Annotated in this window: 23 protein-coding genes and 1 pseudogene; 14 read left to right on the top strand and 10 right to left on the bottom strand. The window is 71.0% G+C overall.

What is annotated here, in order from left to right:
* Nucleotides 1-194: 194 nt before the first annotated feature.
* A complete protein-coding gene (locus OG252_RS28160; RefSeq protein ID WP_329339575.1) occupies nucleotides 195-2,282 on the top strand; it encodes a HelD family protein in 2,088 nt (695 codons plus the stop codon).
* A gap of 100 nt (nucleotides 2,283-2,382) precedes the next feature.
* On the opposite strand, the gene OG252_RS28155 is transcribed toward OG252_RS28160, so the two are convergent.
* Nucleotides 2,383-3,090, bottom strand: coding sequence for a copper homeostasis protein CutC (locus tag OG252_RS28155; protein ID WP_329339573.1), 708 nt, complete (start codon nucleotides 3,088-3,090; stop codon nucleotides 2,383-2,385).
* 119 nt (nucleotides 3,091-3,209) lie between these two features.
* Nucleotides 3,210-3,875, bottom strand: coding sequence for a maleylpyruvate isomerase family mycothiol-dependent enzyme (locus OG252_RS28150; protein WP_329339571.1), 666 nt, complete (start codon nucleotides 3,873-3,875; stop codon nucleotides 3,210-3,212).
* 47 nt (nucleotides 3,876-3,922) lie between these two features.
* Here OG252_RS28150 and OG252_RS28145 point away from each other — a divergent pair, with 47 nt between their 5' ends.
* Together OG252_RS28145 and OG252_RS28140 are read left to right on the top strand one after the other, a co-directional pair.
* Nucleotides 3,923-4,570 carry an HD domain-containing protein gene (locus OG252_RS28145; protein WP_329339569.1) on the top strand — a complete coding sequence of 216 codons (648 nt, stop codon included), beginning with the start codon at nucleotides 3,923-3,925 and terminating at the stop codon, nucleotides 4,568-4,570.
* Between the two features lie 90 nt (nucleotides 4,571-4,660).
* Nucleotides 4,661-5,149 (top strand): annotated as a pseudogene (locus OG252_RS28140) (GNAT family N-acetyltransferase); the annotation flags it as partial.
* Between the two features lie 24 nt (nucleotides 5,150-5,173).
* Here OG252_RS28140 and OG252_RS28135 read toward each other — a convergent pair.
* On the bottom strand, nucleotides 5,174-5,452 hold the full coding sequence (locus OG252_RS28135) for a DUF4031 domain-containing protein (protein WP_266437635.1): 279 nt from the start codon (nucleotides 5,450-5,452) through the stop codon (nucleotides 5,174-5,176).
* A 7-nt stretch (nucleotides 5,453-5,459) separates the two neighbouring features.
* Nucleotides 5,460-5,843 (bottom strand): hypothetical protein, encoded by a 384-nt coding sequence (locus tag OG252_RS28130; protein WP_329339568.1) that lies wholly within the window; start codon nucleotides 5,841-5,843, stop codon nucleotides 5,460-5,462.
* A 55-nt stretch (nucleotides 5,844-5,898) separates the two neighbouring features.
* On the opposite strand from OG252_RS28130, the gene OG252_RS28125 reads away from it, so the two are divergent.
* From OG252_RS28125 to OG252_RS28115, 3 genes are read left to right on the top strand one after another with little or no spacing between them, the layout of a single operon-like run.
* Nucleotides 5,899-6,792 (top strand): MurR/RpiR family transcriptional regulator, encoded by an 894-nt coding sequence (locus tag OG252_RS28125; protein ID WP_329339566.1) that lies wholly within the window; start codon nucleotides 5,899-5,901, stop codon nucleotides 6,790-6,792.
* 40 nt (nucleotides 6,793-6,832) lie between these two features.
* Nucleotides 6,833-7,765: an N-acetylmuramic acid 6-phosphate etherase gene (gene murQ / locus OG252_RS28120; RefSeq protein WP_329339564.1), complete on the top strand. Its 933-nt coding sequence runs from the start codon at nucleotides 6,833-6,835 to the stop codon at nucleotides 7,763-7,765.
* 52 nt (nucleotides 7,766-7,817) lie between these two features.
* Nucleotides 7,818-8,660, top strand: a complete 843-nt coding sequence (locus OG252_RS28115; protein WP_266437626.1) for an aldo/keto reductase — start codon at nucleotides 7,818-7,820, stop codon at nucleotides 8,658-8,660.
* Here OG252_RS28115 and OG252_RS28110 read toward each other — a convergent pair.
* Nucleotides 8,632-9,024, bottom strand: a complete 393-nt coding sequence (locus OG252_RS28110; RefSeq protein WP_329345209.1) for a hypothetical protein — start codon at nucleotides 9,022-9,024, stop codon at nucleotides 8,632-8,634. The genes OG252_RS28115 and OG252_RS28110 overlap by 29 nt on opposite strands.
* Nucleotides 9,025-9,145: 121 nt before the next feature.
* Between OG252_RS28110 and OG252_RS28105 the strand changes: the two genes are divergently transcribed.
* The 8 genes from OG252_RS28105 to OG252_RS28070 all read left to right on the top strand — a co-directional run bounded on the left by OG252_RS28105 (nucleotide 9,146) and on the right by OG252_RS28070 (nucleotide 14,792).
* The gene (locus OG252_RS28105; protein WP_329339560.1) at nucleotides 9,146-9,985 is read left to right on the top strand and encodes a helix-turn-helix domain-containing protein; all 840 of its coding nucleotides are present in this window, start codon (nucleotides 9,146-9,148) and stop codon (nucleotides 9,983-9,985) included.
* A complete protein-coding gene (locus OG252_RS28100) occupies nucleotides 9,969-10,163 on the top strand; it encodes a DUF397 domain-containing protein (protein WP_329339558.1) in 195 nt (64 codons plus the stop codon). Before OG252_RS28105 ends, OG252_RS28100 begins: the two co-directional genes overlap by 17 nt.
* A gap of 25 nt (nucleotides 10,164-10,188) precedes the next feature.
* Complete coding sequence (locus OG252_RS28095) at nucleotides 10,189-10,722, top strand: DinB family protein (protein WP_329339556.1); 534 nt, start codon at nucleotides 10,189-10,191, stop codon at nucleotides 10,720-10,722.
* Nucleotides 10,723-10,880: 158 nt separating this feature from the next.
* Complete coding sequence (locus OG252_RS28090; RefSeq protein WP_266437612.1) at nucleotides 10,881-11,456, top strand: IS607 family transposase; 576 nt, start codon at nucleotides 10,881-10,883, stop codon at nucleotides 11,454-11,456.
* The gene (tnpB, locus tag OG252_RS28085; RefSeq protein WP_329339554.1) at nucleotides 11,453-12,907 is read left to right on the top strand and encodes an IS607 family element RNA-guided endonuclease TnpB; all 1,455 of its coding nucleotides are present in this window, start codon (nucleotides 11,453-11,455) and stop codon (nucleotides 12,905-12,907) included. The genes OG252_RS28090 and tnpB overlap by 4 nt, the downstream gene beginning before the upstream one ends.
* Before the next feature lie 99 nt (nucleotides 12,908-13,006).
* Complete coding sequence (locus OG252_RS28080) at nucleotides 13,007-13,492, top strand: hypothetical protein (RefSeq protein ID WP_323186026.1); 486 nt, start codon at nucleotides 13,007-13,009, stop codon at nucleotides 13,490-13,492.
* A 59-nt stretch (nucleotides 13,493-13,551) separates the two neighbouring features.
* Nucleotides 13,552-14,223 (top strand): Uma2 family endonuclease, encoded by a 672-nt coding sequence (locus OG252_RS28075; protein ID WP_329339551.1) that lies wholly within the window; start codon nucleotides 13,552-13,554, stop codon nucleotides 14,221-14,223.
* Nucleotides 14,223-14,792, top strand: a complete 570-nt coding sequence (locus OG252_RS28070) for a hypothetical protein (protein WP_266437606.1) — start codon at nucleotides 14,223-14,225, stop codon at nucleotides 14,790-14,792. The genes OG252_RS28075 and OG252_RS28070 overlap by 1 nt, the downstream gene beginning before the upstream one ends.
* Nucleotides 14,793-14,799: 7 nt before the next feature.
* Here OG252_RS28070 and OG252_RS28065 read toward each other — a convergent pair whose 3' ends face one another.
* From OG252_RS28065 to OG252_RS28045, 5 genes are all read right to left on the bottom strand, one after another.
* Nucleotides 14,800-16,362, bottom strand: a complete 1,563-nt coding sequence (locus tag OG252_RS28065; RefSeq protein WP_329339549.1) for a carboxylesterase/lipase family protein — start codon at nucleotides 16,360-16,362, stop codon at nucleotides 14,800-14,802.
* Between the two features lie 46 nt (nucleotides 16,363-16,408).
* Nucleotides 16,409-17,284: a metallophosphoesterase family protein gene (locus tag OG252_RS28060; RefSeq protein WP_329339547.1), complete on the bottom strand. Its 876-nt coding sequence runs from the start codon at nucleotides 17,282-17,284 to the stop codon at nucleotides 16,409-16,411.
* A gap of 27 nt (nucleotides 17,285-17,311) precedes the next feature.
* Complete coding sequence (locus tag OG252_RS28055; protein WP_266437599.1) at nucleotides 17,312-18,442, bottom strand: NADH:flavin oxidoreductase; 1,131 nt, start codon at nucleotides 18,440-18,442, stop codon at nucleotides 17,312-17,314.
* Nucleotides 18,443-18,648: 206 nt separating this feature from the next.
* Nucleotides 18,649-20,274, bottom strand: coding sequence for a chaperonin GroEL (groL, locus tag OG252_RS28050; RefSeq protein WP_266437596.1), 1,626 nt, complete (start codon nucleotides 20,272-20,274; stop codon nucleotides 18,649-18,651).
* 320 nt (nucleotides 20,275-20,594) lie between these two features.
* Nucleotides 20,595-20,801: a cold-shock protein gene (locus OG252_RS28045; RefSeq protein WP_007493268.1), complete on the bottom strand. Its 207-nt coding sequence runs from the start codon at nucleotides 20,799-20,801 to the stop codon at nucleotides 20,595-20,597.
* Nucleotides 20,802-20,891 lie beyond the last annotated feature (90 nt).

The raw sequence follows: 20,891 nt of genomic DNA, 5'->3' as shown, positions 1-20,891 counted from the left end.
ACTCAGACGGCGACCCCAGCCATCCGCTCAGGGGTGCGGAAAACCATTCGCTCCCGGACGCACCGCTCACCTACAATCTCCGCTCTTGCCCGCCTCCCCACGGAGTGCCGCCGGCCGGACGGAAACCGGTCGGCATCCCGAAGCTGCGAAGCGATTCAGCCACCTCTCCAGCAGGTCCTTCCGGAGGCACCGCCTTGTCCAGCCCGTCCACGACCCCGTCCACGACCCCGTCCACGACCCCGTCCACGCGCGTCGACGACCCCCTCGCCCGCGAACGCTCCCACCTCGCCGAGTCCCGCGCCGCCCTGCGCGCGATGCGCGAGGACGCCGAGTCCCTCGACATCAGCGACGTCACCGCGAACTGGGTCAACGCCCAGATCCTGGAGCGCCAGATCGGCGAGCGCATCAAGGCACTCGCCGACCTCAGCCACACCCCGCTGTTCTTCGGCCGGCTCGACTACCTGCACGCTCCCGGCGCCGAGACGGCCGAAGGGGCGGAGGGCGAGCGCTTCTACATCGGGCGCCGGCACGTGCACGACCACGACGGCGACCCGATGGTCATCGACTGGCGCGCACCGGTGTCCCAGCCCTTCTACCGGGCGTCCAAGAAGAACCCGATGGACATCGCGCTGCGCCGCCGCTTCGGCTACACCGGCGGCGACCTCACGGCGTACGAGGACGAGCACCTGTCCGACCCGGCGGAGGCGGCGGCCACCAGCAAGCTGCTCCAGCAGGAGATCGAGCGCCCGCGTGTGGGCCCGATGCGCGACATCGTGGCGACCATCCAGCCCGAGCAGGACGAGATCGTGCGCGCCGGGCTGGGCGGGACGGTGTGTGTGCAGGGAGGGCCGGGGACCGGAAAGACGGCCGTCGGTCTGCACCGGGTCGCGTACCTCCTCTACGCCCACCGGGACCGGCTCGCCCGCACCGGCACCCTCGTCATCGGGCCGAACAGGTCCTTCCTGCACTACATCGAGCAAGTACTCCCGGCCCTCGGCGAGTTGGCGGTCCAGCAGGCCACCGTCGACGACCTGGTCTCCGGGAACGCGGAGGTGCGGGGTACGGACGACGCGGCGGCCGCGGTCATCAAGGGCGACGCGAGGATGGCGGAGGTACTGCGCAGGGCCGTCTACTCGCACGTGACCATGCCGACCGAGCCGGTCGTCGTCGTGCGCGGCTCACGCCGCTGGCGGGTTCCGGCGTACGAACTCGAGGTCATCGTCCGTGAGTTGCTCGACCGGAACATCCGCTACGGCGCCGCCCGCGAGGCCCTCCCGCAGCGCATCGCACACGCGGTGCTGGTCCAGATGGAACGCTCCGGCGAGGCCCCGGACGACAGGGTGCAGGACGCGGTGGCCCGCAACGCGGCCGTGAAGGCGGCCGTCAAGCAGGTCTGGCCGCCCGTCGACCCGGCGAAACTCGTCCTGCGGCTGCTCACGGACGCGGACTTCCTCGCCGTACACGCGGACGGAATCCTCACCGAGGACGAGCAGAAGAAGATCCTGTGGCCGAAGCCGGTCCGGTCGGTGAAGTCGGCCAAGTGGGCTCCGGCGGACGCGGTGTTGATCGACGAGGCGAACGACCTGGTCCAGCGCACGCACTCGCTCGGCCATGTCGTCCTGGACGAGGCGCAGGACCTGTCCCCCATGCAGTACCGGGCCGTCGGCCGCCGCTGCACCACCGGCTCGGCCACCGTCCTCGGCGACCTCGCGCAGGGCACCACGCCCTGGGCGACCCGGAGTTGGGACGAGGCCCTCGCGCACCTCGGCAAGCCGGACGGCGTGATCGAGGAGCTGACGGCCGGTTTCCGCGTACCGACCGACGTCATCACCTACGCCTCCCGCCTCCTCCCGCACATCGCCCCGGGCCTGACCCCGGTCGCGTCGGTCCGCGAGAACCCGGGCTTCTTCGACGTCCGCCCTGTCTCCGACACCACCCAGGTGGTCGCGGCCTGCGAGGAGTTGCTGCGCAACGAGGGCTCCACCGGCCTGATCGCCGCCGACGCCCGCGTCCCCGCGCTGGCGGAGGCACTCACGGCGGCCGGCATCGGTTACCTGGCCCCCGGCGAGGAGACGACACGGGAGACCCGCCTCACCCTCGTCCCCGCCTCCCTCGCCAAGGGCCTGGAGTACGACTACGTCGTCCTCGACGAACCCCAGGCCGTGGTCGACGGCGAACCCGACGAACGCACGGGCCTGCGGCGCCTGTACGTGGCCCTGACCCGAGCGGTGTCGGGCCTGATCGTGACGCACGCGGCAGCACTGCCGCGCGAACTGGGCTGAGAGGGGTTGGGGGAGGGTTCTCGCCCCCGCCACCCCTACCCGTCCCATCCTTCTGGGGCTCCGCCCCAGACCCCGCTCCTCAAACGCCGGAGGGCTGATTTCAGCCCGCGTCCAGCGCTCCCCGCCACTCCGCAACCGCCGCCACCGACACCGGCCGCTCCCAGCCCTCCGGCCGGGCGGCCCCGCCGATGTGGAAGGCGTCGATGCCGGCGGCACGGAGCGTGGGGACGTGGTCCAGGCGCAGGCCGCCGCCGACCAGGATGCGCTGCTCGTAGCCGGGCTCCCCGCTTCGCCTGCGCCCGGCCTCGGCGAGCAGTGTGGGGAGTCCGTCGTCCACGCCCGTCGGGGAGCCGGCGGTGAGGATGGTGTCGAGGCCGGGCAGACCGTCCAGCTGCTTGCGCAGGGCGTCCCGGTCGGCGCAGTGGTCGATGGCGCGGTGGAAGGTCCACCGGCAGCCGTCCAGCTCGCCGGCCAGGCGCTCCACGGCGGCGAGGTCCACTCCGCCGTCCGCGTCGAGGAACCCGAGCACGAACTCCTCGGCGCCCGCGGCCCGCAGCTCCCCGGCGACCCGCACCAGCCGGTCGACGTCCTCGGCGGCTCCCGCCGCGAACCCGTCCGCGGGGCGCAGCATCACGCGCAGCGAGATGTCGACGGCGGCCCGGATCCCGGCGACCGTGCCGGCCGACGGGGTCAGCCCGTCGGCCGCGATGTCGGTGACCAGCTCAAGCCGGTCCGCGCCTCCGGCCTGGGCGGCGACCGCGTCCTCGACGCCGAGGGCGATCACCTCCAGGACTGCACGCTTGCTCATGGGACCCCATTCGTCGGCGGCTACAGGTCTAGTCCAAGGTCTAGTCCAATCCAGCCTACGCCTGTACGGGGCACCTTTCACCCGCGCCTGTGCACCGGACCCCGTTCACCGCACCCCGTTCATCCGTAGATGTTCAGCTCCTCCTCCTTCGCCCCCGCCAGCTCGTACGACACCCCCGCCGCCGACCGCCCCGCATACAGCCGTACGAGGGTGGCGGCGTCGCCGATGTACCGCGCCGGGGGCCGCTCCCCCGGGACCCCGCCCAGCCGCAGCGGCTCGTCGAGGTCGTCGAGGTCGGCCTGGAGCGGCACGTGGTCGCGCTCCCGGGTGATCCGGACGAGCAGCGCCAGCGCGTCCGGCAGCCCCGGTCCCGCGTACGCCCCCGGCTCGCCGAGCGCCTCGCGCACGTCACCCGCGTGCACCCACTCGCCCAGCGCGATCCCGTCCAGCACCCCGCCCGCCCCGGCGATCACGGGTCCCGCCTCCGTCATCCCCCGCTCCAGCTCGTCCACGACCTGCTGGTTCTGCCATTCGGCCCGCTCGGCGATGTCCCGGTCGTTCGACGCGGGCGAGAAGACGTCCTTCTCGTACCTGCTCTCCACCACCCGCATCAGCACGGCCGAACAGTGCGCGAGCACGTCCCGCACGGTCCAGCCCGGACACGCGGCGGCCGGCCGGGCGAAGTCCTCGTCGGGCCTGGCCCGCAGCAGCGGGACGAGGGCGTCCCGTTCGGTGCGCAGCAGCCGGCCGGGCAGTTCAGGGTCACGTTCCTCGGCAGAAGTCATGGGTCCCACGCTAGGGGCCGAGTACCGGTCGAGGGGAGAATGGGCACATGGCCGATCCCGACGCCCTGCGCACCCGTTTCGTCCGTGCCCTGGAAGGAGCCCGGGGCCACGACACCACCGGCCCCGACCCGGCCCCGTACGCGGACAACCTGCTGGCCCGCTGGCAGGAGCCGCAGCGCCGCTACCACACGCTGACCCACCTCACCGCGGTCCTCGACCACGTCGACGTCCTGGAGAAGTACGCCGCCGACCCGGACGTCGTACGCCTCGCCGCCTGGTTCCACGACGCGGTCTACCTGCCAGACCGCTCCGAGAACGAGGAACGCTCGGCCCGCCTCGCCGAACGCGCCCTCCCCGAGGCGGGTCTCCCGGCGGAGAAGACCGCCGAGGTGGCCCGTCTGGTCCGCCTCACCACCACCCACGACCCGGCCGACGACGACCCCGACGGCCAGGTCCTCTGCGACGCGGACCTGGCGATCCTCGCCGCGCCGCCATCGGCGTACGCCGCGTACACGGCCGCGGTCCGGGAGGAGTACGGCTTCGTACCGCCGGACGCCTTCCGCGAGGGCCGCGCCGCCATCCTGCGCCAACTCCTCGCCCTGCCCCGGCTGTTCAGGACGCCGTACGGGGAGGCGGAGTGGGAGGCGACGGCCCGCTACAACCTCGCCGCCGAGCTGGAGCTGCTCACGTCCTGAGCCGGGCTGCAGTAGCGTCATAGGCCTGAACCTCTGCCGGAAGGATCACACTCCGTGGGCGACGCCCCCATAAGCATCCCCTCCATACGCATCCCCTCCGAGCGCCTCACCCTGCACGGCGTCCCGCCCGCGGCCGCCGCCGACCTGTGCGCGGGCGGCGACGGAGGCTTCGACTGGCTGGAGGGCGGGCCCTTCGAGGGCACGCTGGAAGCCGCCGGGATGCTGCTGAAGGCCTACGAAGCGGGCGTGTACCGCCCGGAGTTCGGCCTCTTCGTGCTCATACGCCGGGAGGACGGCCGCGCGATCGGCGGCATGGGCTTCCACGGCGCGCCCGACGAGGAGGGCACGGCGGAGGTCGGCTACGACCTGGTGGCGGGCGCCCGCGGCAACGGCTACGCCACCGAGGCGCTGCGCACGCTGTGCGCGTGGGCGCTGGCCCGGGACGAGGTACGGGCCCTGTTCGCGACCATCGAGCCGAACAACGCCCCGTCCCAGGCGGTGATCGCCCGCGCCGGCTTCGCACAGGTGAACGACGACCTCGACGAAGAAGGGCTGCACGCCTACGAACTGCGCGGCTGACCCCGCCTTGGCCGTCGCTCCGGGCTACGAACTGCGCGGCTGCTCCCGCCCCTTCGGCCTCCGCAACCCCGCCCCGTGCAGCAGCCGCACCACCTCACGGCTGCTGACCTCCACCGCTCCCGCGGCCACCACGTCCGCGTACCGGTGCGAGGGAATGTCGTAGTGGTCGCGCTCGAAGGCCCGCCGGGGCACGCCCAACTCATCTGCGAACGCGTGCAGTTCGGCGAACGAGACATCACTGACGAGGTGGGACCACATGCGCCCGTGGCCCGGCCAGGTGGGCGGGTCGATGTACACCGTCACGAGAGCCTCACGAGGACGACGCCCCGCCGGTCGCCGACCCGAGCGCCCCCACCGCGGCCACCTTCACGCCCGCCTTGTGGCAGACCCAGTGCGGGTCGGGCCCGAGCTCCGGCTCGACCTCCAGCGCGTGCGGGTCGCCGGTGCCGCACACCGGGCACAGCGGCCAGCGGCCGTACCGCTCGAGCAGCGAGTCCTGGACGTCCTGGGCGACCAGCCCGGCCACGAACGGCACGCCGTCCGGCCACTGCTCGACCCACCAGCGCCGCTGCACGACGGAGTCCTCGACCATCGACACCACGTCCGCGGCGGCCACCTCGCCCGCGGCGAGGTCGGCGAGCACGAGGGCGCGTGCCGCGTGCAACGCCTGCTCCAGGGGGCTGATGGGGTCCATGCACCCATTGTGCGCACTCTTGACCACAACACCGAGCCGAAAATATCTTTCATATGTGACCCAGAACGTGAAGGAAATTTTCGGCAACAGCCTCGCCGCCAAAGTGCGCACCCTCGCCCCCTCGATGACCCGTTCCATGCAGCGCGTCGCCGAGGCCGTCGCGAAGGACCCCGCCGGCTGCGCCGCCCTCACGGTCACCGGACTCGCCGAACTCACCGGCACCAGCGAGGCGACCGTCGTACGCACCGCCCGCATCCTGGGCTACCCCGGCTACCGCGACCTGCGCCTCGCCCTCGCCGGCCTCGCCGCCCAGCAGGCCTCCGGCCGGGCCCCCGCGATCACTACGGACATCGCGGTGGACGACCCGATCGCCGACGTCGTGACGAAACTCGCGTACGACGAGCAGCAGACCCTCGCCGACACGGCGGCCGGCCTCGACACCGTGCAGCTCGCGGCGGCGGTGTCCGCGCTGTCCGGGGCGCGGCGGACGGACGTGTACGGCGTCGGGGCGAGCGGGCTGGTCGCCCAGGACCTCACCCAGAAGCTGCTGCGCATAGGGCTGATGGCCCACGCCCACAGCGATCCGCACCTCGCCGTCACGAACGCGGTGCAGCTGCGGGCGGGGGACGTGGCGATAGCGATCACCCACTCGGGCTCGACCGGCGACGTCATCGAGCCGCTGCGGGTCGCCTTCGAGCACGGGGCGACGACGGTGGCGATCACCGGCCGGCCCGACGGGCCCGTCACGCAGTACGCCGACCATGTGCTGACGACGTCCACCGCGCGGGAGAGTGAGCTGCGGCCGGCGGCCATGTCCTCCCGTACCAGCCAACTGCTGGTGGTGGACTGTCTGTTCGTCGGCGTCGCGCAGCAGACGTACGACACGGCGGGCCCGGCGCTCTCGGCCTCCTACGAGGCACTGGCGCACCGGCACCGGCACCATCGATAGACCCGATCACACCGCACATCGGAAAGAGCCGACTCTCACCATGACCTCGACCTCCAAACCCGGTGATCTCCAGGCCCAGTTGGAATCCCTCACCACCGAGGCCTTCCGACCCGAACTCGCCGACATCGACCGGCTGCCCACCCTCGACATCGCCCGCCTCATGAACGTCGAGGACGCCTCCGTGCCGGACGCGGTCACCCGGCGGCTTCCTCAGATCGCCGCCGCGATCGACGCCGTCGCCGAGCGGATGAGCCGCGGCGGCAGGCTGATCTACGCCGGCGCCGGGACCGCCGGACGGCTCGGCGTGCTGGACGCGTCCGAGTGTCCGCCGACCTTCAACACCGACCCGTCCCAGGTCGTGGGCCTCATCGCGGGCGGCCGGGAAGCCATGGTCACCTCGGTCGAGGGGGCCGAGGACTCGGCGGAACTGGCCCGCGCCGACCTCGACGCCCTCGCGCTGACCCCGGCCGACACGGTGGTCGGCGTCTCCGCCTCCGGCCGTACCCCGTACGCGATCGGCGCGGTCGAACACGCCCGTGCGCAGGGCGCGTTGACCATCGGCCTGGCCTGCAACGCGGACAGCGCACTCGCGGCGGCCGCCGAGCACGGCATCGAGATCGTCGTCGGCCCCGAGCTCCTCACCGGCTCCACCCGCCTCAAGGCGGGCACGGCCCAGAAGCTCGTCCTCAACATGCTGTCGACGATCACGATGATCCGCCTCGGCAAGACCTACGGAAACCTCATGGTCGACGTACGCGCCTCGAACGAGAAGCTGCGCGCCCGCTCCCGCCGCATCGTCGCGATCGCCACCGGCGCGGCGGACGAGGAGATCGAGCGGGCCCTGGCCGCCACCGACGGCGAGGTGAAGCACGCCATCCTGACGATCCTGGCCGACGTCGACGGCCCGACGGCTGCCCGCCTCCTGGAGGAGTCGGACGGGCATCTGCGGGCGGCGTTGGCGGCGTCCGGCTGATACACCAACTGGTCTTGTTAGCGTGGGCGTTCGACCAGGGGGAGGAACCGAAATGCAGCCCACGACCACGTTCCGTATCGGCGGAGACCTGGAGGTACGGCGGCTCGGATTCGGCGCGATGCGGCTGCCGACCGAACCGGCGGACGACCGCGCCGCGTCCGTCGCCCTGCTCCGGCGGGCGGTCGAACTGGGCGTCACCCTCATCGACACGGCACACCTGTACGGCTGGGGAGCCAACGAGGAGCTCGTCGCCGAGGCCCTGCACCCCTACCCCGCCGACCTCCTCGTCACCACCAAGGTCGGCGTCGTACGAACCGAGTCGGGCGACTGGTCCTACGACGCCCGCCCGGCCTCCCTCCGCACCCAGGTGGACGAAGCCCTGCGCCGCCGGCGCACCGACCGCATCGAACTCCTCCAACTCCACCGCATCGACCCGGACACCCCGCTCGCCGACCAGCTGGGCGCGCTGGGCGACCTCCGCTCTGAAGGCAAGATCGGCCGGATCGGCCTGTCCGAGGTGACGGTCGCGCAGCTGGCCGAGGCCCGCACGATCGTCGACATCGCGAGCGTCCAGAACCGCTACAACGTGCTCGACCGCGAGTACGAGCCGGTACTCAGGGCGTGCGAGGCGGCGGACATCGCCTTCCTGCCGTGGCGGCCCGTGGCGCCGGGCGCGGCGGAAAAGGACCCCGAGATCACGGCGGTCGCATCGGAGCTGGAGGCGACCCCGACCCAGGTCGCCCTGGCCTGGCTGCTCGCCCACTCGCCGGTGACGGTGCCGATTCCGGGGACGGCGAGCATCGGTCACCTGGAGGAGAACGTGGCGGCGGCGGACATCCGGCTGACCCGGGACCAGTACGACCGCCTCAACAGGGCAGCCTCCCCTCCGCGTTGACCCTGCGCACCCGCGCCCGCAGCACCTCCTCCTGCGGCGCGGGTCCCGTCGACTCCGGCGGACAGTCCCACTCGCGCCCTCCGGCGACGGGCCGGAGCTGCACTCTGCCACCCACGTGCCCCATGACCTCCCCGAGCCGCCCGTCCCGCACGTCCACGACATGCGTGCCGATCGCTGGCCGCTCCCCACGCAGGACGGAGGCCAGGCGCTCGGCGGTACGGACGTTGCAGCGCCCTAGCTCGACGAGGGCGAACGGCTCGTCGCTGGCGCCGGTCACCGGGTCGACGCGTAGGGACGGCAGGATGATGCCGACGCCGGCGAGGGCCTCCCGCACCAACTCCACGACTTCTTCGGTCGACCGCACGGCCATCTCGCTACCTCCACGCTGAGTTTCCGGTTCGCAACACAGCGTGGCCGCCACCCTTCTAACCTGGCCATACCGGATGCTCCAACAACCTCTGCTGTGGGACAGGGAGTCGCCAGACATGCCAGGACCGAAGGACCTCGACCCCTCCTCCTCACCTCGCGCCCTGCTCGGCGCCGAACTCCGCCATGCAAGAGAGAAGGCCGGCCTGAGCCAGGAGGAGGTGGGCCAACGGCTGTTCGTGAGCGGTTCGTTCGTCGGCCAGTTGGAAGCGGGAACGCGGCGCATGCAGCCGGAGTACGCGCGGCTGCTGGACGAGGTGCTGGGGACGGAGGACTTCTTCCTACGGAACTGCGGCGCGTCGGCCAAGTCGAAGTACCGGGAGCACTTCGCGGATGCGGCGGAGGCGGAGACACGCGCTACGGCGATCAGGGAGTACGCCTCGATGCTGATCCCGGGCCTGCTCCAGACGCCGGCCTACGCCGAAGCCGTCAGCCATGCCTACCAGCCGACGGCGACGCAGGAAGCGATCGATGCGCTGGTAACAGGCCGGATGGAGCGGACCCGTCTTCTCGACGATCCAACAAAGCCCATGTTGTGGGCGGTGATTGACGAAGCGGCGTTGCGTAGGGTGACGGGCGGGCCTGAAGTGATGGCGGAGGCCTTACATCACATCCTCGCCCTCGCCCGCCGGAACCGCGCCATCGTGCAGGTGCTGACGTTCGACGCAGGAGCCCACCCGGGGATGCAGGGCTGCGTCAAGCTGATGGACTTCGACGACGCGCCACCGCTGGTCTACCTCGAAGGAGTCGACACCGGGCGCCTGGAGGACGACCCCGCTACCGTCGCGCGCTACAGGCTCTACTACGAATTCCTCGCGGCCTCGGCTCTCTCGCCCGGGAAGTCTCTGGCTCTGATCGAGTCGATGGCGCAGGATTACGCCCATGAGGAACACCCCTAAGACCTGGCGCAAGTCGACGTACAGCGGCGGGACCGGCGACAACTGCCTCGAAGTAGCCGACGGCCACCCCGCCCTCGTCCCCGTCCGTGACTCCAAGCACCCCCACGGCCCGAAGCTCGTGTTCCGGGCGCAGACCTGGTCGGCATTCGTCGAGGCGGTCGTAGAGGTCAGGATCTGACCTCTATCGCTCCTAGCGTGCCCCCATGACCGACACCACACACGCCATCACCACCGACGAGCGCACCGACCTGCTGGAAGCGCTGGCCCACGGCCGGCACTTCCTGCGCTTCACGACCCGCGACCTCACCGACGAGCAGGCCGGGCGGCGGACCACCGCCAGCGCGCTGTGCCTGGGCGGCCTGATCAAACACGTCACGTCGGTGGAGCGGCACTGGGCGGAGTTCATCCTCAACGGACCGTCGGCCATGCCCGACTTCACCGCCATGACCGAGGCCGACTTCGCCCGGCGGGCCGACGAGTTCCGGATGTTGCCCGGCGAGACGCTGGCCGGCGTGCTGGCCGAGTACGAGGAGACGGCCCGCCGGACCGACGAGATCGTCACGACCCTGCCCGACCTGAACGCCACGCACCCGCTGCCCGAGGCGCCGTGGAACAAGCCCGGCGCGCGTTGGTCGGCCCGCAGGGTGCTGCTGCACATCGCCGCCGAGACCGCCCAGCACGCGGGCCACGCCGACATCATCCGCGAGTCCCTGGACGGCGCGAAGAGCATGGGCTGACGAGTCCCGAAGCTCAAGCCTCCAGCTCCGAGCCCTCTTTCTGAGGAATGGGTGGAGGGCCCCAACCCGCCCTCCCACCCCGCGTGTGTGAAAGCTGCTACAGATTTTCTAGTCATTCATAGTCATCCCTAGTCGTGTGTCTCACGTAACTTGCTCTCGTGAAGCTTTCGGAGTGGGCCCGTCAGCAGGGCGTGAGCTACCAGACCGCCTGGCGGTGGGTGAAGGACGGGAAGATGCCCGTCCCCGTTCACCAGGCGCCGTCCGGGACGTGGTTGGTCGACGAGGTCGCCGTCCAGCCGTCCGGGCGTGTGGTGGCGTACTGCCGCGTGTCGTCCGTTGAGCAGAAAGCCGATCTTGAGCGGCAGGCCGCCCGGGTCGTGTCCGGCGCGAACGGCCTGGGCCTGGCCGTCGCTGAGGTGGTCACCGAGGTGGGATCCGGGTTGAACGGGCGGCGCCGCAAGCTGCACCGGCTGCTGTCCGACCCGCAGACGGCGGTGATCGTGGTCGAGCACCGCGACCGGCTGGCCCGGTTCGGCGTCGAGCACCTGGAGGCCGCGCTGTCGGCGTCCGGGCGGCGCCTGATCGTCCTCGACCCCACCGAGACCGCCGATGACCTGGTAGGCGACATCACCGAGGTGCTCACCTCCATGTGCGCCCGCCTGTACGGGCGGCGGGCAGCGAAGAACCGGGCCGCCCGCGCGGTGGCCGTAGCGACCGGCGAGGCCGCCGAGTGAAGAAGTTCCGGCCGCAGTCCGGGTTCGTGGTGCAGGCGTACCGCTTCGCAGTGGACCCGAACGCCACCCAGGAGCATGCCCTGCGCTCGCACTGCGGCGCGGCGCGTGCCGCCTACAACTGGGCCGTCGGCTGGGTGACCGCCTCCTGGTGGCAGCGCCGCGCGGAGGAGTCCTACGGCATCGGCGAGGCCGGGCTGACCAAGTGGCGGCCGTGGTCGCTGCCCGCGCTGCGGAAGGCGTTCAACGAGGCCAAGCACACCGATCCGAGGTTCGCCGCCTGGTGGCAGGAGAACTCCAAGGAGGCGTACTCCACCGGCCTGGCGAACGCGTCGGCCGCGTTCGACAACTACGCGAAGTCCAAGAACGGCAAGCGGCGCGGCAAGCGGATGGGTGCGCCGCGGTTCAAGTCGAAGCGCAAGGCGCGCCTTGCCTGCCGGTTCACCACCGGCGTGATCCGCGTGGACGCTGACGGCCGTCACGTCACCCTGCCCCGGCTGGGCACGATCCGCACCCACGAGCCCACGGCGAAGCTCCTCGCCCGTGTCCAGGCCGGGACGGCCCGGATCCTGTCCGCGACCGTGCGGCACGAGCGCGGACGCTGGTTCGTCTCGTTCCAGGCCGAGATCAAGCGGGACCTCGAACGCGTGGCGCGGCCGGACGTGGCGGTCGGGATCGACCTGGGGGTGAAGACCCTCGCGGTCATGGCCGACAGCACCGGCGAGATCCGCACCATCGCGAATCCCGGGCACTACAACCGGGCACGCAAGCAGCTGCGCCGCGCCTCCCGCGTCGTCTCCCGACGACGCGGCCCCGACCGGCGGACCGGGCAGAAGCCGTCGAAGCGGTGGGAGAAGGCCAACGCCGCCCGCAACAAGGTGCATCACCGGGTGGCCAACCTCCGCGCGGACGCCCTGCACAAGCTCACCACCGCCGTGGCGGCCGAGTACGGCACGGTCGTGGTCGAAGACCTCAACGTCGCCGGGATGCTCCGCAACGGGCGTCTCGCGCGAAGGATCGCCGACGCCGGCTTCGGGGAGATCCGCCGCCAGCTCACCTACAAGACCCGCCAGCGCCACGCCACCCGCACCATCGCGGCGGACCGCTGGTACCCCTCCTCGAAGACCTGTTCCGGGTGCGGCGCGGTGAAAGCCAAACTGCCGCTGCATGTGAGGACCTACCAGTGCGACGCCTGCGGTCTGGTCATCGACCGGGACGACAACGCCGCACTCAACCTCGCCGCGCTCGCGGCAGCCGCAACAACTGGTACCGGAGTGGCCGGAGACCAGGACGCCCAAGCGGTGTCGAAGCCTCGTGGAGCCGACCAGAAGACCCGCACCACCCGCCCCCGCCGCAAGGCGGAGGCGGGGCGGGCAGGTGGCGCAACCCTGCCGCACCAGCGGCAGACGGAAGCGAGAGACCGTACTCAAGCCGAAGCCCTCACGCTCTGGTGACGAGACGGACCTTCCGAGCGGAAACGTCCGGAATGCTGAGACCTGACTACGGTCTCGGCAACGGCTTGACCTACGAGATCGAAGGAACAGTTCGATCCCATGGCTGACGCCCAGCGCACGCTCTCCCAGCCCGCGCACGCTCTCTCCCACCCGATGGCCAGTCCGGGTTACGGAAAACGCTACGCCCCCGACCAACGCCCCCGCACCGCGACCGACTTCGCCCGCCTCGCGCCTCTCGTCACCGACTGGTACGCCCGAGGCGCCACTGACGCGGACGTAACCCGAGCCCTGACCAACGGCCTGCCCACCCCGGTCCATCACCCGGCTGACCTGATCCACAACCGTCTCACCACCAAGCTCCCGCCGGAGAGGCCCACCCCACGCCCCCTCCGCGTCCTGGAGTGCGCCAAGTGCGGAGTACCGGGCCGCCCGGAGGCCCTGCCCGGCGGCATCTGCGGCGCGTGCCGGGGCGAACGCGCTCCTGCTCAACCCAGTACGCCCCTGCCGGCACCCGCGATCCACGCCCGCGCGGCCGAGATCCGCACCGCGATGTCCCAACGACGCCGAGAGAAGGCACCCACATGACGGCTCCTACGGTCCGCCGACACCACGCCCGGGCAGGATGGAGGGGAGGAGGCAACACCATGACCCCTGGTACCGCTGAACGCCCGCAGATGCCCATCGAGGACTTCGAGGAACTGGCCAGTGTGGCCCCGGAGCACGTGCGGCTGGAGTTCGTCGACGGGCGGGTCCGCACGAAGGACCCCCTCAGTGTCGAGGACTTCGAGGAACTGGAGCGCCGGGCGCCGGAGACCGTCCGGCTTGAGTACGTCAACGGAAAACTAGAGGTCAAGGCGATGCCGGACGGCAACCACCGCTCGATCCATGTCTGGCTGGTGCGCCAGTTCCTGCTCCAGCGGCCCGATCTGGACCTCGTACCGGAATCCGGCGTCAAGGCTGAGGCCTACCGCAAAGGACGCGCCCGCACGGACGCCGCTCTCGCACCGGTGGACCACTTCCGAGGCCACGGCGAGTGGTCCGAGACCGATGGCATTCTCCTGGCTCTTGAAATCACCTCCCACGACCGCGACACCAACAAGCGCGACCGCATCGACAAGCCCATCGGCTACGCGGAAGCCGACATCCCCGTCTACCTCCTCGTCGACCGCGACAACAACACCCTCACGGTCTTCAGCGAGCCGAAGGACGGTCGCTACCACCAGTCCGTCTCCTACCCTTGGGGAGACACGGTCCAGCTGCCCTCCCCCGTCGACATCACCCTCGACACCGAAAAACTCAAGGACTACGCGGACTGATGAACCACGCCCAGCTCACCGCCCTGGGCCGCGCCCTCCGTCTCCTCGGGGAGCACGGCGAGGCCCTCACCGGGGACACCCCGGACACCCGGCTCCATGAGGTCAAGGCCGATCTCAAGCGGGCCCTGGATCTGCTGCAGGACAGCGTCACCGGGGCCGCGCCCTCCACACGATGCCCCGAGCACCCCAACGGGCCCGTCGACGAGAACGCCCACGATCTCTGCCTGCTCTGCGAGACCCGGCGCCGCGCGGCCCGCCGCTCGGAGTACAACGGGCCCTCCGCGCAACCGCACCCCACCGATCCCACGCCCTCGCGGTACGGCGTACGCGAGGACCGGCCGCAGCCCCAGCAGCGGTGGCTGCCGGAGCTGTGGAACGGACAGGCGTGGCAGTTGTGCGGGACCCCGCGCCGGGACCGGCACGAGGCCGAGCTCTATCTCGCCGCCCAGCGGCGCGGGCCGAGGGCCGCCATGGCCTACCGGCTCGTGCACGAGTTCACGGACTACGAGGTGCTGCGGGTGTGGGGCACCCCGGTCCACGTCGATATCGAGCCGCTCGGGAACCTGTAAGGCACGCTTACGTCAACAGTGGCATCGGCGCGAACTCGTACCCCTCCCACAGCCGCCTCGACGCCTCCTCCGGATACGCCCTGACCTGCGGCTCGGCGTCCATGACCTGCACCAGCCGCCGCTGCGTGTCGTACGCCGGCCAGCCCGGGTCGCCCGTCCTCGCGAACGCCGTCCAGGACTCCCGGAAGCGGGACGACAGCGCCCGCCCCTCCGGCGGGACCTCTCCGCCGGGGAACAGCATGATGCCGAGGTCGGCGGCGAACGTACCGAAGAGCAGCGGGATGTCCAGCGCGTGGCAGGCACCCAGCGCGCCTCCGCCGCCCGGCGCCGTCCAGGTCAGTTCGTAGACGTGGGCGCGGCCGCCGCCCGCGAGCTGGGCCTCGGCCAGGTGGTGGCTGGGCATGCCGAAGAGCCAGTCGGTCTGGACGCGTTCGAACAGTTCACCCGGCGAGGCGTCCGGGAAGGCCGCACGGTAACCGTCCTCACCGACCTCCCCCGTCTCCCCCGGCGCGAACAGCCGCAGTGCCCACCGCGCCTGCTCCTCCGTGATGTTCCCCAGCTGCCCGCCCATCGCCAGGAACAGCCGGAACTCGTCCCGGTTGTGGCCGACGACCAGCTCCACGTCCCGGCCCGCCCCGGCCGCCAGCGCCTGCCAGGGCGTGACCGGCAGGACCTCGCCGTCGACCACGGGAGAGAAGGGGGTGAGCGTCGGGGCGGCCCGGCCCCACCTGTCCAGGTACTGCATCATTTTCCCGCCCAGCGCCTCGCCCGCGGCGGGGAGTGTGCGCGGGTCCACGCTCGACAGGTCCGCGACCGTCGGCCGCAGCCCCGCCTCCCCCGCGATCGCCGTCGCGATGTCACGGGCCAGGGCGTCGGAGAAGTACGTGCCGGGCACGCTCTGGGCGATGGCCCGCCGGAACAGGCCGGTCGCGCTCGGCATGGCCAGCAGGGCTGCCACCGATCCGGCGCCGGCCGACTCGCCGAAGACGGTCACCTGGCCGGGGTCGCCGCCGAACGCCGTGATGTTGTCCCGTACCCACTGGAGCGCGGCGACCTGGTCGAGCAGGCCGCGGTTGGCGGGGGCACCCTCGATGCGGGCAAAGCCCTCGATGCCGACGCGGTAGTTCAGGGAGACGACCACCACGTCACCGTCGTGCGCGATGTGCCGGGCGTCGTAGCCGGGGCTGCCGGCGTGGCCGAGCTTGTAGGCGCCGCCGTACAGCCACACCATGACCGGGCGGTGGGCGGCCGGGTCCGGGTCGGGCGTCCAGACGTTGACCGTCAGCCAGTCGTCGCCCAGGGGGACGTCCAGGCCCTCGGCGCCGCGGCCCAGGAAGGCCGCCTCCTGCGGGGGCGGCGGGCCGAAGGCGTACGCGTCGCGTATGCCTTCCCACGCCGGGGCCGGGCGGGGCGCCTGGAAGCGTGCCTCCCCGACCGGCGGCGCGGCGAACGGGATACCGCGGAAGACGGTCAGCCCGTCCTCCCGCCTCCCGCGCACCACCCCGCCTTCGGTACGGACCACAGGCGGGGCGGAGTCGGTCGTGGGGTCTCGGGGCTCGGTCGTCGTCATCGTCGGCGCGCTCCTCGCTGATCGTTGCCTGCGAGAATGATTGCCCTTAACCATGATCCCGAACAAGCGATCGCACGCGCTCCTCCCCCAGCTCGTACACCGTCTCGTGCGCCTGCGGGTCGCGTGCGTGGAAGGTGTGGAACAGCGGGCCGGTCGCTCCGCCCAGCTCCACGAGGGAGGCCGAGGCACCGCGTACGGCCCGTTCCGTCCCGGGCGCGGTCGTGAGGTCGATGCGGTTGACGACTCCCGGGGTGACCCAGACCGGCACGGACGCCAGGAAGCCGAAGAGCTGGAGGTGGAAGTGGCCGGTGAGGACGACCCGGACGTCGGTGCCCTGGATGACCGCGGCCAGCTCTTCCGGGTTGCGCAGGCCGAAGACGCGCTGCGTCTCGACGTCCAGCGTGATCGGCGGATGGTGGAAGGCGAGGATCGTGCCCTGAGGCGCGGGCCTCCTCAACAACGCCCGCAGCCAGTTCAGTTGGGCGCGGCTCAGATGGCCGTGCACCTTCCCCGGCACCAGCGAGTCCAGCGTGATGAAACGCCACCCGCCGACCGTGCTCATGGCCGCCCGCTCCGACACCTCGGGCTCCGGGACCGAGTCGGACTCCAGGACGGACTCGGGCTCCGGGTGCCCGCTGCCCAGCACCGTGCCGAAGGCCACCCGCTCGTCATGGTTGCCGGTCGTGTAGAACACCGGCGCGCCGAGACCTCGGGCGAACTCCCCCACCAGTTCCTTCAGGGCCGTATACGCCTCCACCGCCCCGTCGTTGGCGAGGTCTCCGGTGACGACGACCGCGTCCACGCCCCGTTGGTGCCGGAGTTCGGCGAGCATCAGGCGCAGGGACTCGGTGGCGTTGACGCCGTGCTTGTTGGGGGCGTCGGTGCGTTCCAGATGGGTGTCCGAGAGATGCAGTATCCGCATCTCTCGAACACTAGAGGGACTCGGAGATCAGCTCAGGGTCTTCAGCGCCGCCGCGTCGTACGGCTTCAGCTCGTCGAAGCGGTCGGCGAGGACCTTCGCCGCCCACTCCGGGTCCTGGAGCAGCGCGCGGCCCACGGCGATCAGGTCGAACTCCTCGGCCTCCAGGCGGTCGAGCAGGTCGTCGATGCCCTTGACCGGGGCGCCCTCGCCCTGGAAGCCCTTGAGGAAGTCGCCGTCGAGGCCGACCGAGCCGACGGTGATGACGGGCTTGCCGGTGAGCTTCTTGGTCCAGCCGGCCAGGTTGAGGTCCGAGCCGTCGAACTCGGGGAGCCAGTAGCGGCGGGTGGAGGCGTGGAAGGCGTCGACGCCGGCCGCGGCGAGCGGGGCGAGGATCGACTCCAGCTCCTCGGGGGTCTCGGCGAGGCGGGCGCGGTAGGCCTCCTGCTTCCACTGGGAGTAGCGGAAGATGACCGGGAAGTCGGCCGAGACGGTCTCGCGGACCGCCGCCACGAGCTCCTCGGCGAACCTGGCGCGGGCCACCGGGTCGCCGCCGTAGGCGTCGGTACGGCGGTTGGTGCCGGACCACAGGAACTGGTCGACGAGGTAGCCGTGGGCGCCGTGGATCTCCACGCCGTCGAAGCCGATGCGCTCGGCGGCCGCGGCGGCCTCGGCGAACGCGCCGATGACGTCGTCCAGGTCCCGCTGGGTCATCGCCTTGCCGGTGGGCTCGTCGGCGCCGAGGCGCAGGCCGGAGGGGCCGACGGCGGGGGCGTCGGCGTAGGGCGGCTGGCCCTGCTCGCGCACCATGCCGATGTGCCACAGCTGCGGCACGATGGTGCCGCCCGCCGCGTGCACCTCGGTCGCGACCTTCGCCCAGCCCGCGAGCTGCTCCTCGCCGTGGAAGCGCGGGATGCTGTCGCTCTGGCCCGCCGACTCGTGTCCGACGTAGGTGCCCTCGGTGACGATCAGGCCGACGCCCGCGGCGGCGCGGCGCGCGTAGTACGACGCCACGTCCGCGCCCGGGATGCCGCCCGGGGAGAAGGCGCGGGTCATGGGCGCCATCGCGATGCGGTTCGGGACGGTGAGGCCGTTGATCGCGGTCGGCCGGGAGAGGATGCGGGCCGCGCGGGAGGTGGACTCGGCGGTGGGGGCAGTCACGTGGGGAGCTCCAATTGACCAGGCGGTATGTGCATACGCATGTACGGTACTCAGGTCCCAACCGACCCACCGCCCCACGGCATTCCACCTGTGCTGTGATCCCGGACACGCCCGAGGGCGGTACCTCCTGTCTCCAGGGGGTACCGCCCTCGGCGTCGTACAGCGTGAACTGTCGTACTGCGATGAACTCGCGATCCTCGGAAGGATCAGAAGTCCATGTCACCGCCCGGCATGCCGCCGCCGGCCGGGGCAGCGCCCGCCTTCTCCGGCTTGTCGGCGATGACGGCCTCGGTGGTGAGGAACAGCGCGGCGATGGAGGCGGCGTTCTGCAGGGCAGAGCGCGTCACCTTCGCCGGGTCGATGATGCCTTCGGCGATCATGTCGACGTACTCACCGGTCGCGGCGTTCAGGCCGTGACCGACGGGCAGGTTGCGCACCTTCTCGACGATGACGCCACCCTCGAGACCACCGTTGACGGCGATCTGCTTGAGCGGGGCCTCCAGGGCGAGCTTCACGGCGTTGGCGCCGGTCGCCTCGTCACCTTCGAGGTCCAGCTTCTCGAAGACCGAGGAGGCCTGGAGCAGGGCCACGCCACCACCGGCGACGATGCCCTCCTCGACGGCCGCCTTCGCGTTGCGAACGGCGTCCTCGATGCGGTGCTTGCGCTCCTTGAGCTCGACCTCGGTCGCGGCACCGGCCTTGATGACGGCCACGCCGCCCGCGAGCTTCGCCAGGCGCTCCTGGAGCTTCTCGCGGTCGTAGTCGGAGTCGCTGTTCTCGATCTCGGCGCGGATCTGGTTGACCCGGCCCTGAACCTGCTCGGAGGAGCCGGCACCGTCGACGATGGTGGTCTCGTCCTTGGTGATGACGACCTTGCGGGCACGGCCCAGAAGGTCGATCGAGGTGTTCTCCAGCTTGAGGCCGACCTCCTCGGAGATGACCTCGCCGCCGGTGAGGATGGCGATGTCGTTCAGCATCGCCTTGCGGCGGTCACCGAAGCCCGGAGCCTTGACGGCGACGGACTTGAAGGTGCCACGGATCTTGTTGACGACCAGGGTCGACAGGGCCTCGCCCTCGACGTCCTCGGCGATGATCAGCAGCGGCTTGCCCGACTGCATGACCTTCTCGAGGAGCGGGAGCAGGTCCTTGACGGAACCGATCTTGGAGTTGGCGATCAGGATGTACGGGTCGTCGAGCGACGCCTCCATACGCTCCATGTCGGTCGCGAAGTACGCCGAGATGTAGCCCTTGTCGAAGCGCATACCCTCGGTGAGCTCAAGCTCGAGACCGAAGGTCTGGGACTCCTCGACGGTGATGACGCCTTCCTTGCCGACCTTGTCCATCGCCTCGGCGATGAGCTCGCCGATCTGGGTGTCGGCGGCGGAGATGGAGGCCGTGGAGGCGATCTGCTCCTTGGTCTCGACGTCCTTGGCCTGCTCGAGCAGGGCACCGGAGACGGCCTCGACGGCCTTCTCGATACCGCGCTTGAGGGCCATGGGGTTGGCGCCGGCGGCTACGTTGCGCAGACCCTCGCGCACGAGCGCCTGGGCGAGCACGGTCGCCGTGGTCGTTCCGTCGCCGGCGACGTCGTCCGTCTTCTTGGCGACTTCCTTGACCAGCTCGGCGCCGATCTTCTCGTACGGGTCCTCGAGCTCGATCTCCTTGGCGATGGAAACACCATCGTTGGTGATCGTGGGCGCGCCCCACTTCTTCTCGAGGACGACGTTGCGGCCCTTGGGGCCAAGGGTGACCTTGACGGCGTCGGCGAGCTGGTTCATCCCGCGCTCGAGACCGCGCCGTGCCTCCTCGTCGAACGCGATGATCTTGGCCATGTGAAGTGGTCCTCCCGGACAGGGGGTGGATTTCTCCGGACCGCGCTGGCGCCCGCGACGGACGGCCTGCCTGCCTCGTGGTTCCTTGCCCCACATGGCCTGCGGGCCTCACCGACCCGGTCCTCGTTGTCACTCTCACCTTCAGAGTGCTAACGCCAATGATTAGCACTCGCCCCTGTCGAGTGCAAGCGCCTCTCGGAGGTCGGCACCGCGGCGCGGACCCGGCGCCGGACATGCCGAAGGGCTCGTAACCCATGACTCCCCATGGGATACGAGCCCTCCGAAGAACAGAAGAACGTCGCTGTCAGTCGGCGCGTGCTTCAGCCGGTCGCCAGTCGGACCATGTCCGCCTGCGGCCCTTTCTGGCCCTGCGAGATCTCGAAATCAACCCGCTGGCCTTCCTCCAGGGTGCGGTAGCCGTCCATCTGAATCGCGCTGTAGTGGACGAAAACATCCGCACCACCGTCGACCGCGATGAAGCCGTACCCCTTCTCCGCGTTGAACCACTTGACGGTGCCCTGAGCCATGCCTAACTCCCCTATTACTGGCCCTTGCACAGATCCACACTTCGCGGATCCGGGTCAGACCTCACCCCCCACATGGTTGGGGGCGTGCGC

This window comes from Streptomyces sp. NBC_01352 (genome assembly GCF_036237295.1).
Classification (GTDB): domain Bacteria; phylum Actinomycetota; class Actinomycetes; order Streptomycetales; family Streptomycetaceae; genus Streptomyces; species Streptomyces plumbiresistens.
This window is presented reverse-complemented; position numbering and strand designations above follow the sequence as displayed.

Excerpts from the sequence above, each read along its gene's own strand:
- OG252_RS28155 (WP_329339573.1), bottom strand. The coding sequence starts at position 3,090 with ATGAGCAAGCGTGCAGTCCTGGAGGTGATCGCCCTCGGCGTCGAGGAC.
- OG252_RS28150 (WP_329339571.1), bottom strand. The coding sequence starts at position 3,875 with ATGACTTCTGCCGAGGAACGTGACCCTGAACTGCCCGGCCGGCTGCTG.
- OG252_RS28145 (WP_329339569.1), top strand. The coding sequence starts at position 3,923 with ATGGCCGATCCCGACGCCCTGCGCACCCGTTTCGTCCGTGCCCTGGAA.
- OG252_RS28130 (WP_329339568.1), bottom strand. The coding sequence starts at position 5,843 with ATGGACCCCATCAGCCCCCTGGAGCAGGCGTTGCACGCGGCACGCGCC.
- murQ (WP_329339564.1), top strand. The coding sequence starts at position 6,833 with ATGACCTCGACCTCCAAACCCGGTGATCTCCAGGCCCAGTTGGAATCC.
- OG252_RS28115 (WP_266437626.1), top strand. The coding sequence starts at position 7,818 with ATGCAGCCCACGACCACGTTCCGTATCGGCGGAGACCTGGAGGTACGG.
- OG252_RS28105 (WP_329339560.1), top strand. The coding sequence starts at position 9,146 with ATGCCAGGACCGAAGGACCTCGACCCCTCCTCCTCACCTCGCGCCCTG.
- OG252_RS28100 (WP_329339558.1), top strand. The coding sequence starts at position 9,969 with ATGAGGAACACCCCTAAGACCTGGCGCAAGTCGACGTACAGCGGCGGG.
- OG252_RS28095 (WP_329339556.1), top strand. The coding sequence starts at position 10,189 with ATGACCGACACCACACACGCCATCACCACCGACGAGCGCACCGACCTG.
- OG252_RS28080 (WP_323186026.1), top strand. The coding sequence starts at position 13,007 with ATGGCTGACGCCCAGCGCACGCTCTCCCAGCCCGCGCACGCTCTCTCC.
- OG252_RS28075 (WP_329339551.1), top strand. The coding sequence starts at position 13,552 with ATGACCCCTGGTACCGCTGAACGCCCGCAGATGCCCATCGAGGACTTC.
- OG252_RS28070 (WP_266437606.1), top strand. The coding sequence starts at position 14,223 with ATGAACCACGCCCAGCTCACCGCCCTGGGCCGCGCCCTCCGTCTCCTC.
- OG252_RS28065 (WP_329339549.1), bottom strand. The coding sequence starts at position 16,362 with ATGACGACGACCGAGCCCCGAGACCCCACGACCGACTCCGCCCCGCCT.
- OG252_RS28060 (WP_329339547.1), bottom strand. The coding sequence starts at position 17,284 with ATGCGGATACTGCATCTCTCGGACACCCATCTGGAACGCACCGACGCC.
- groL (WP_266437596.1), bottom strand. The coding sequence starts at position 20,274 with ATGGCCAAGATCATCGCGTTCGACGAGGAGGCACGGCGCGGTCTCGAG.
- OG252_RS28045 (WP_007493268.1), bottom strand. The coding sequence starts at position 20,801 with ATGGCTCAGGGCACCGTCAAGTGGTTCAACGCGGAGAAGGGGTACGGC.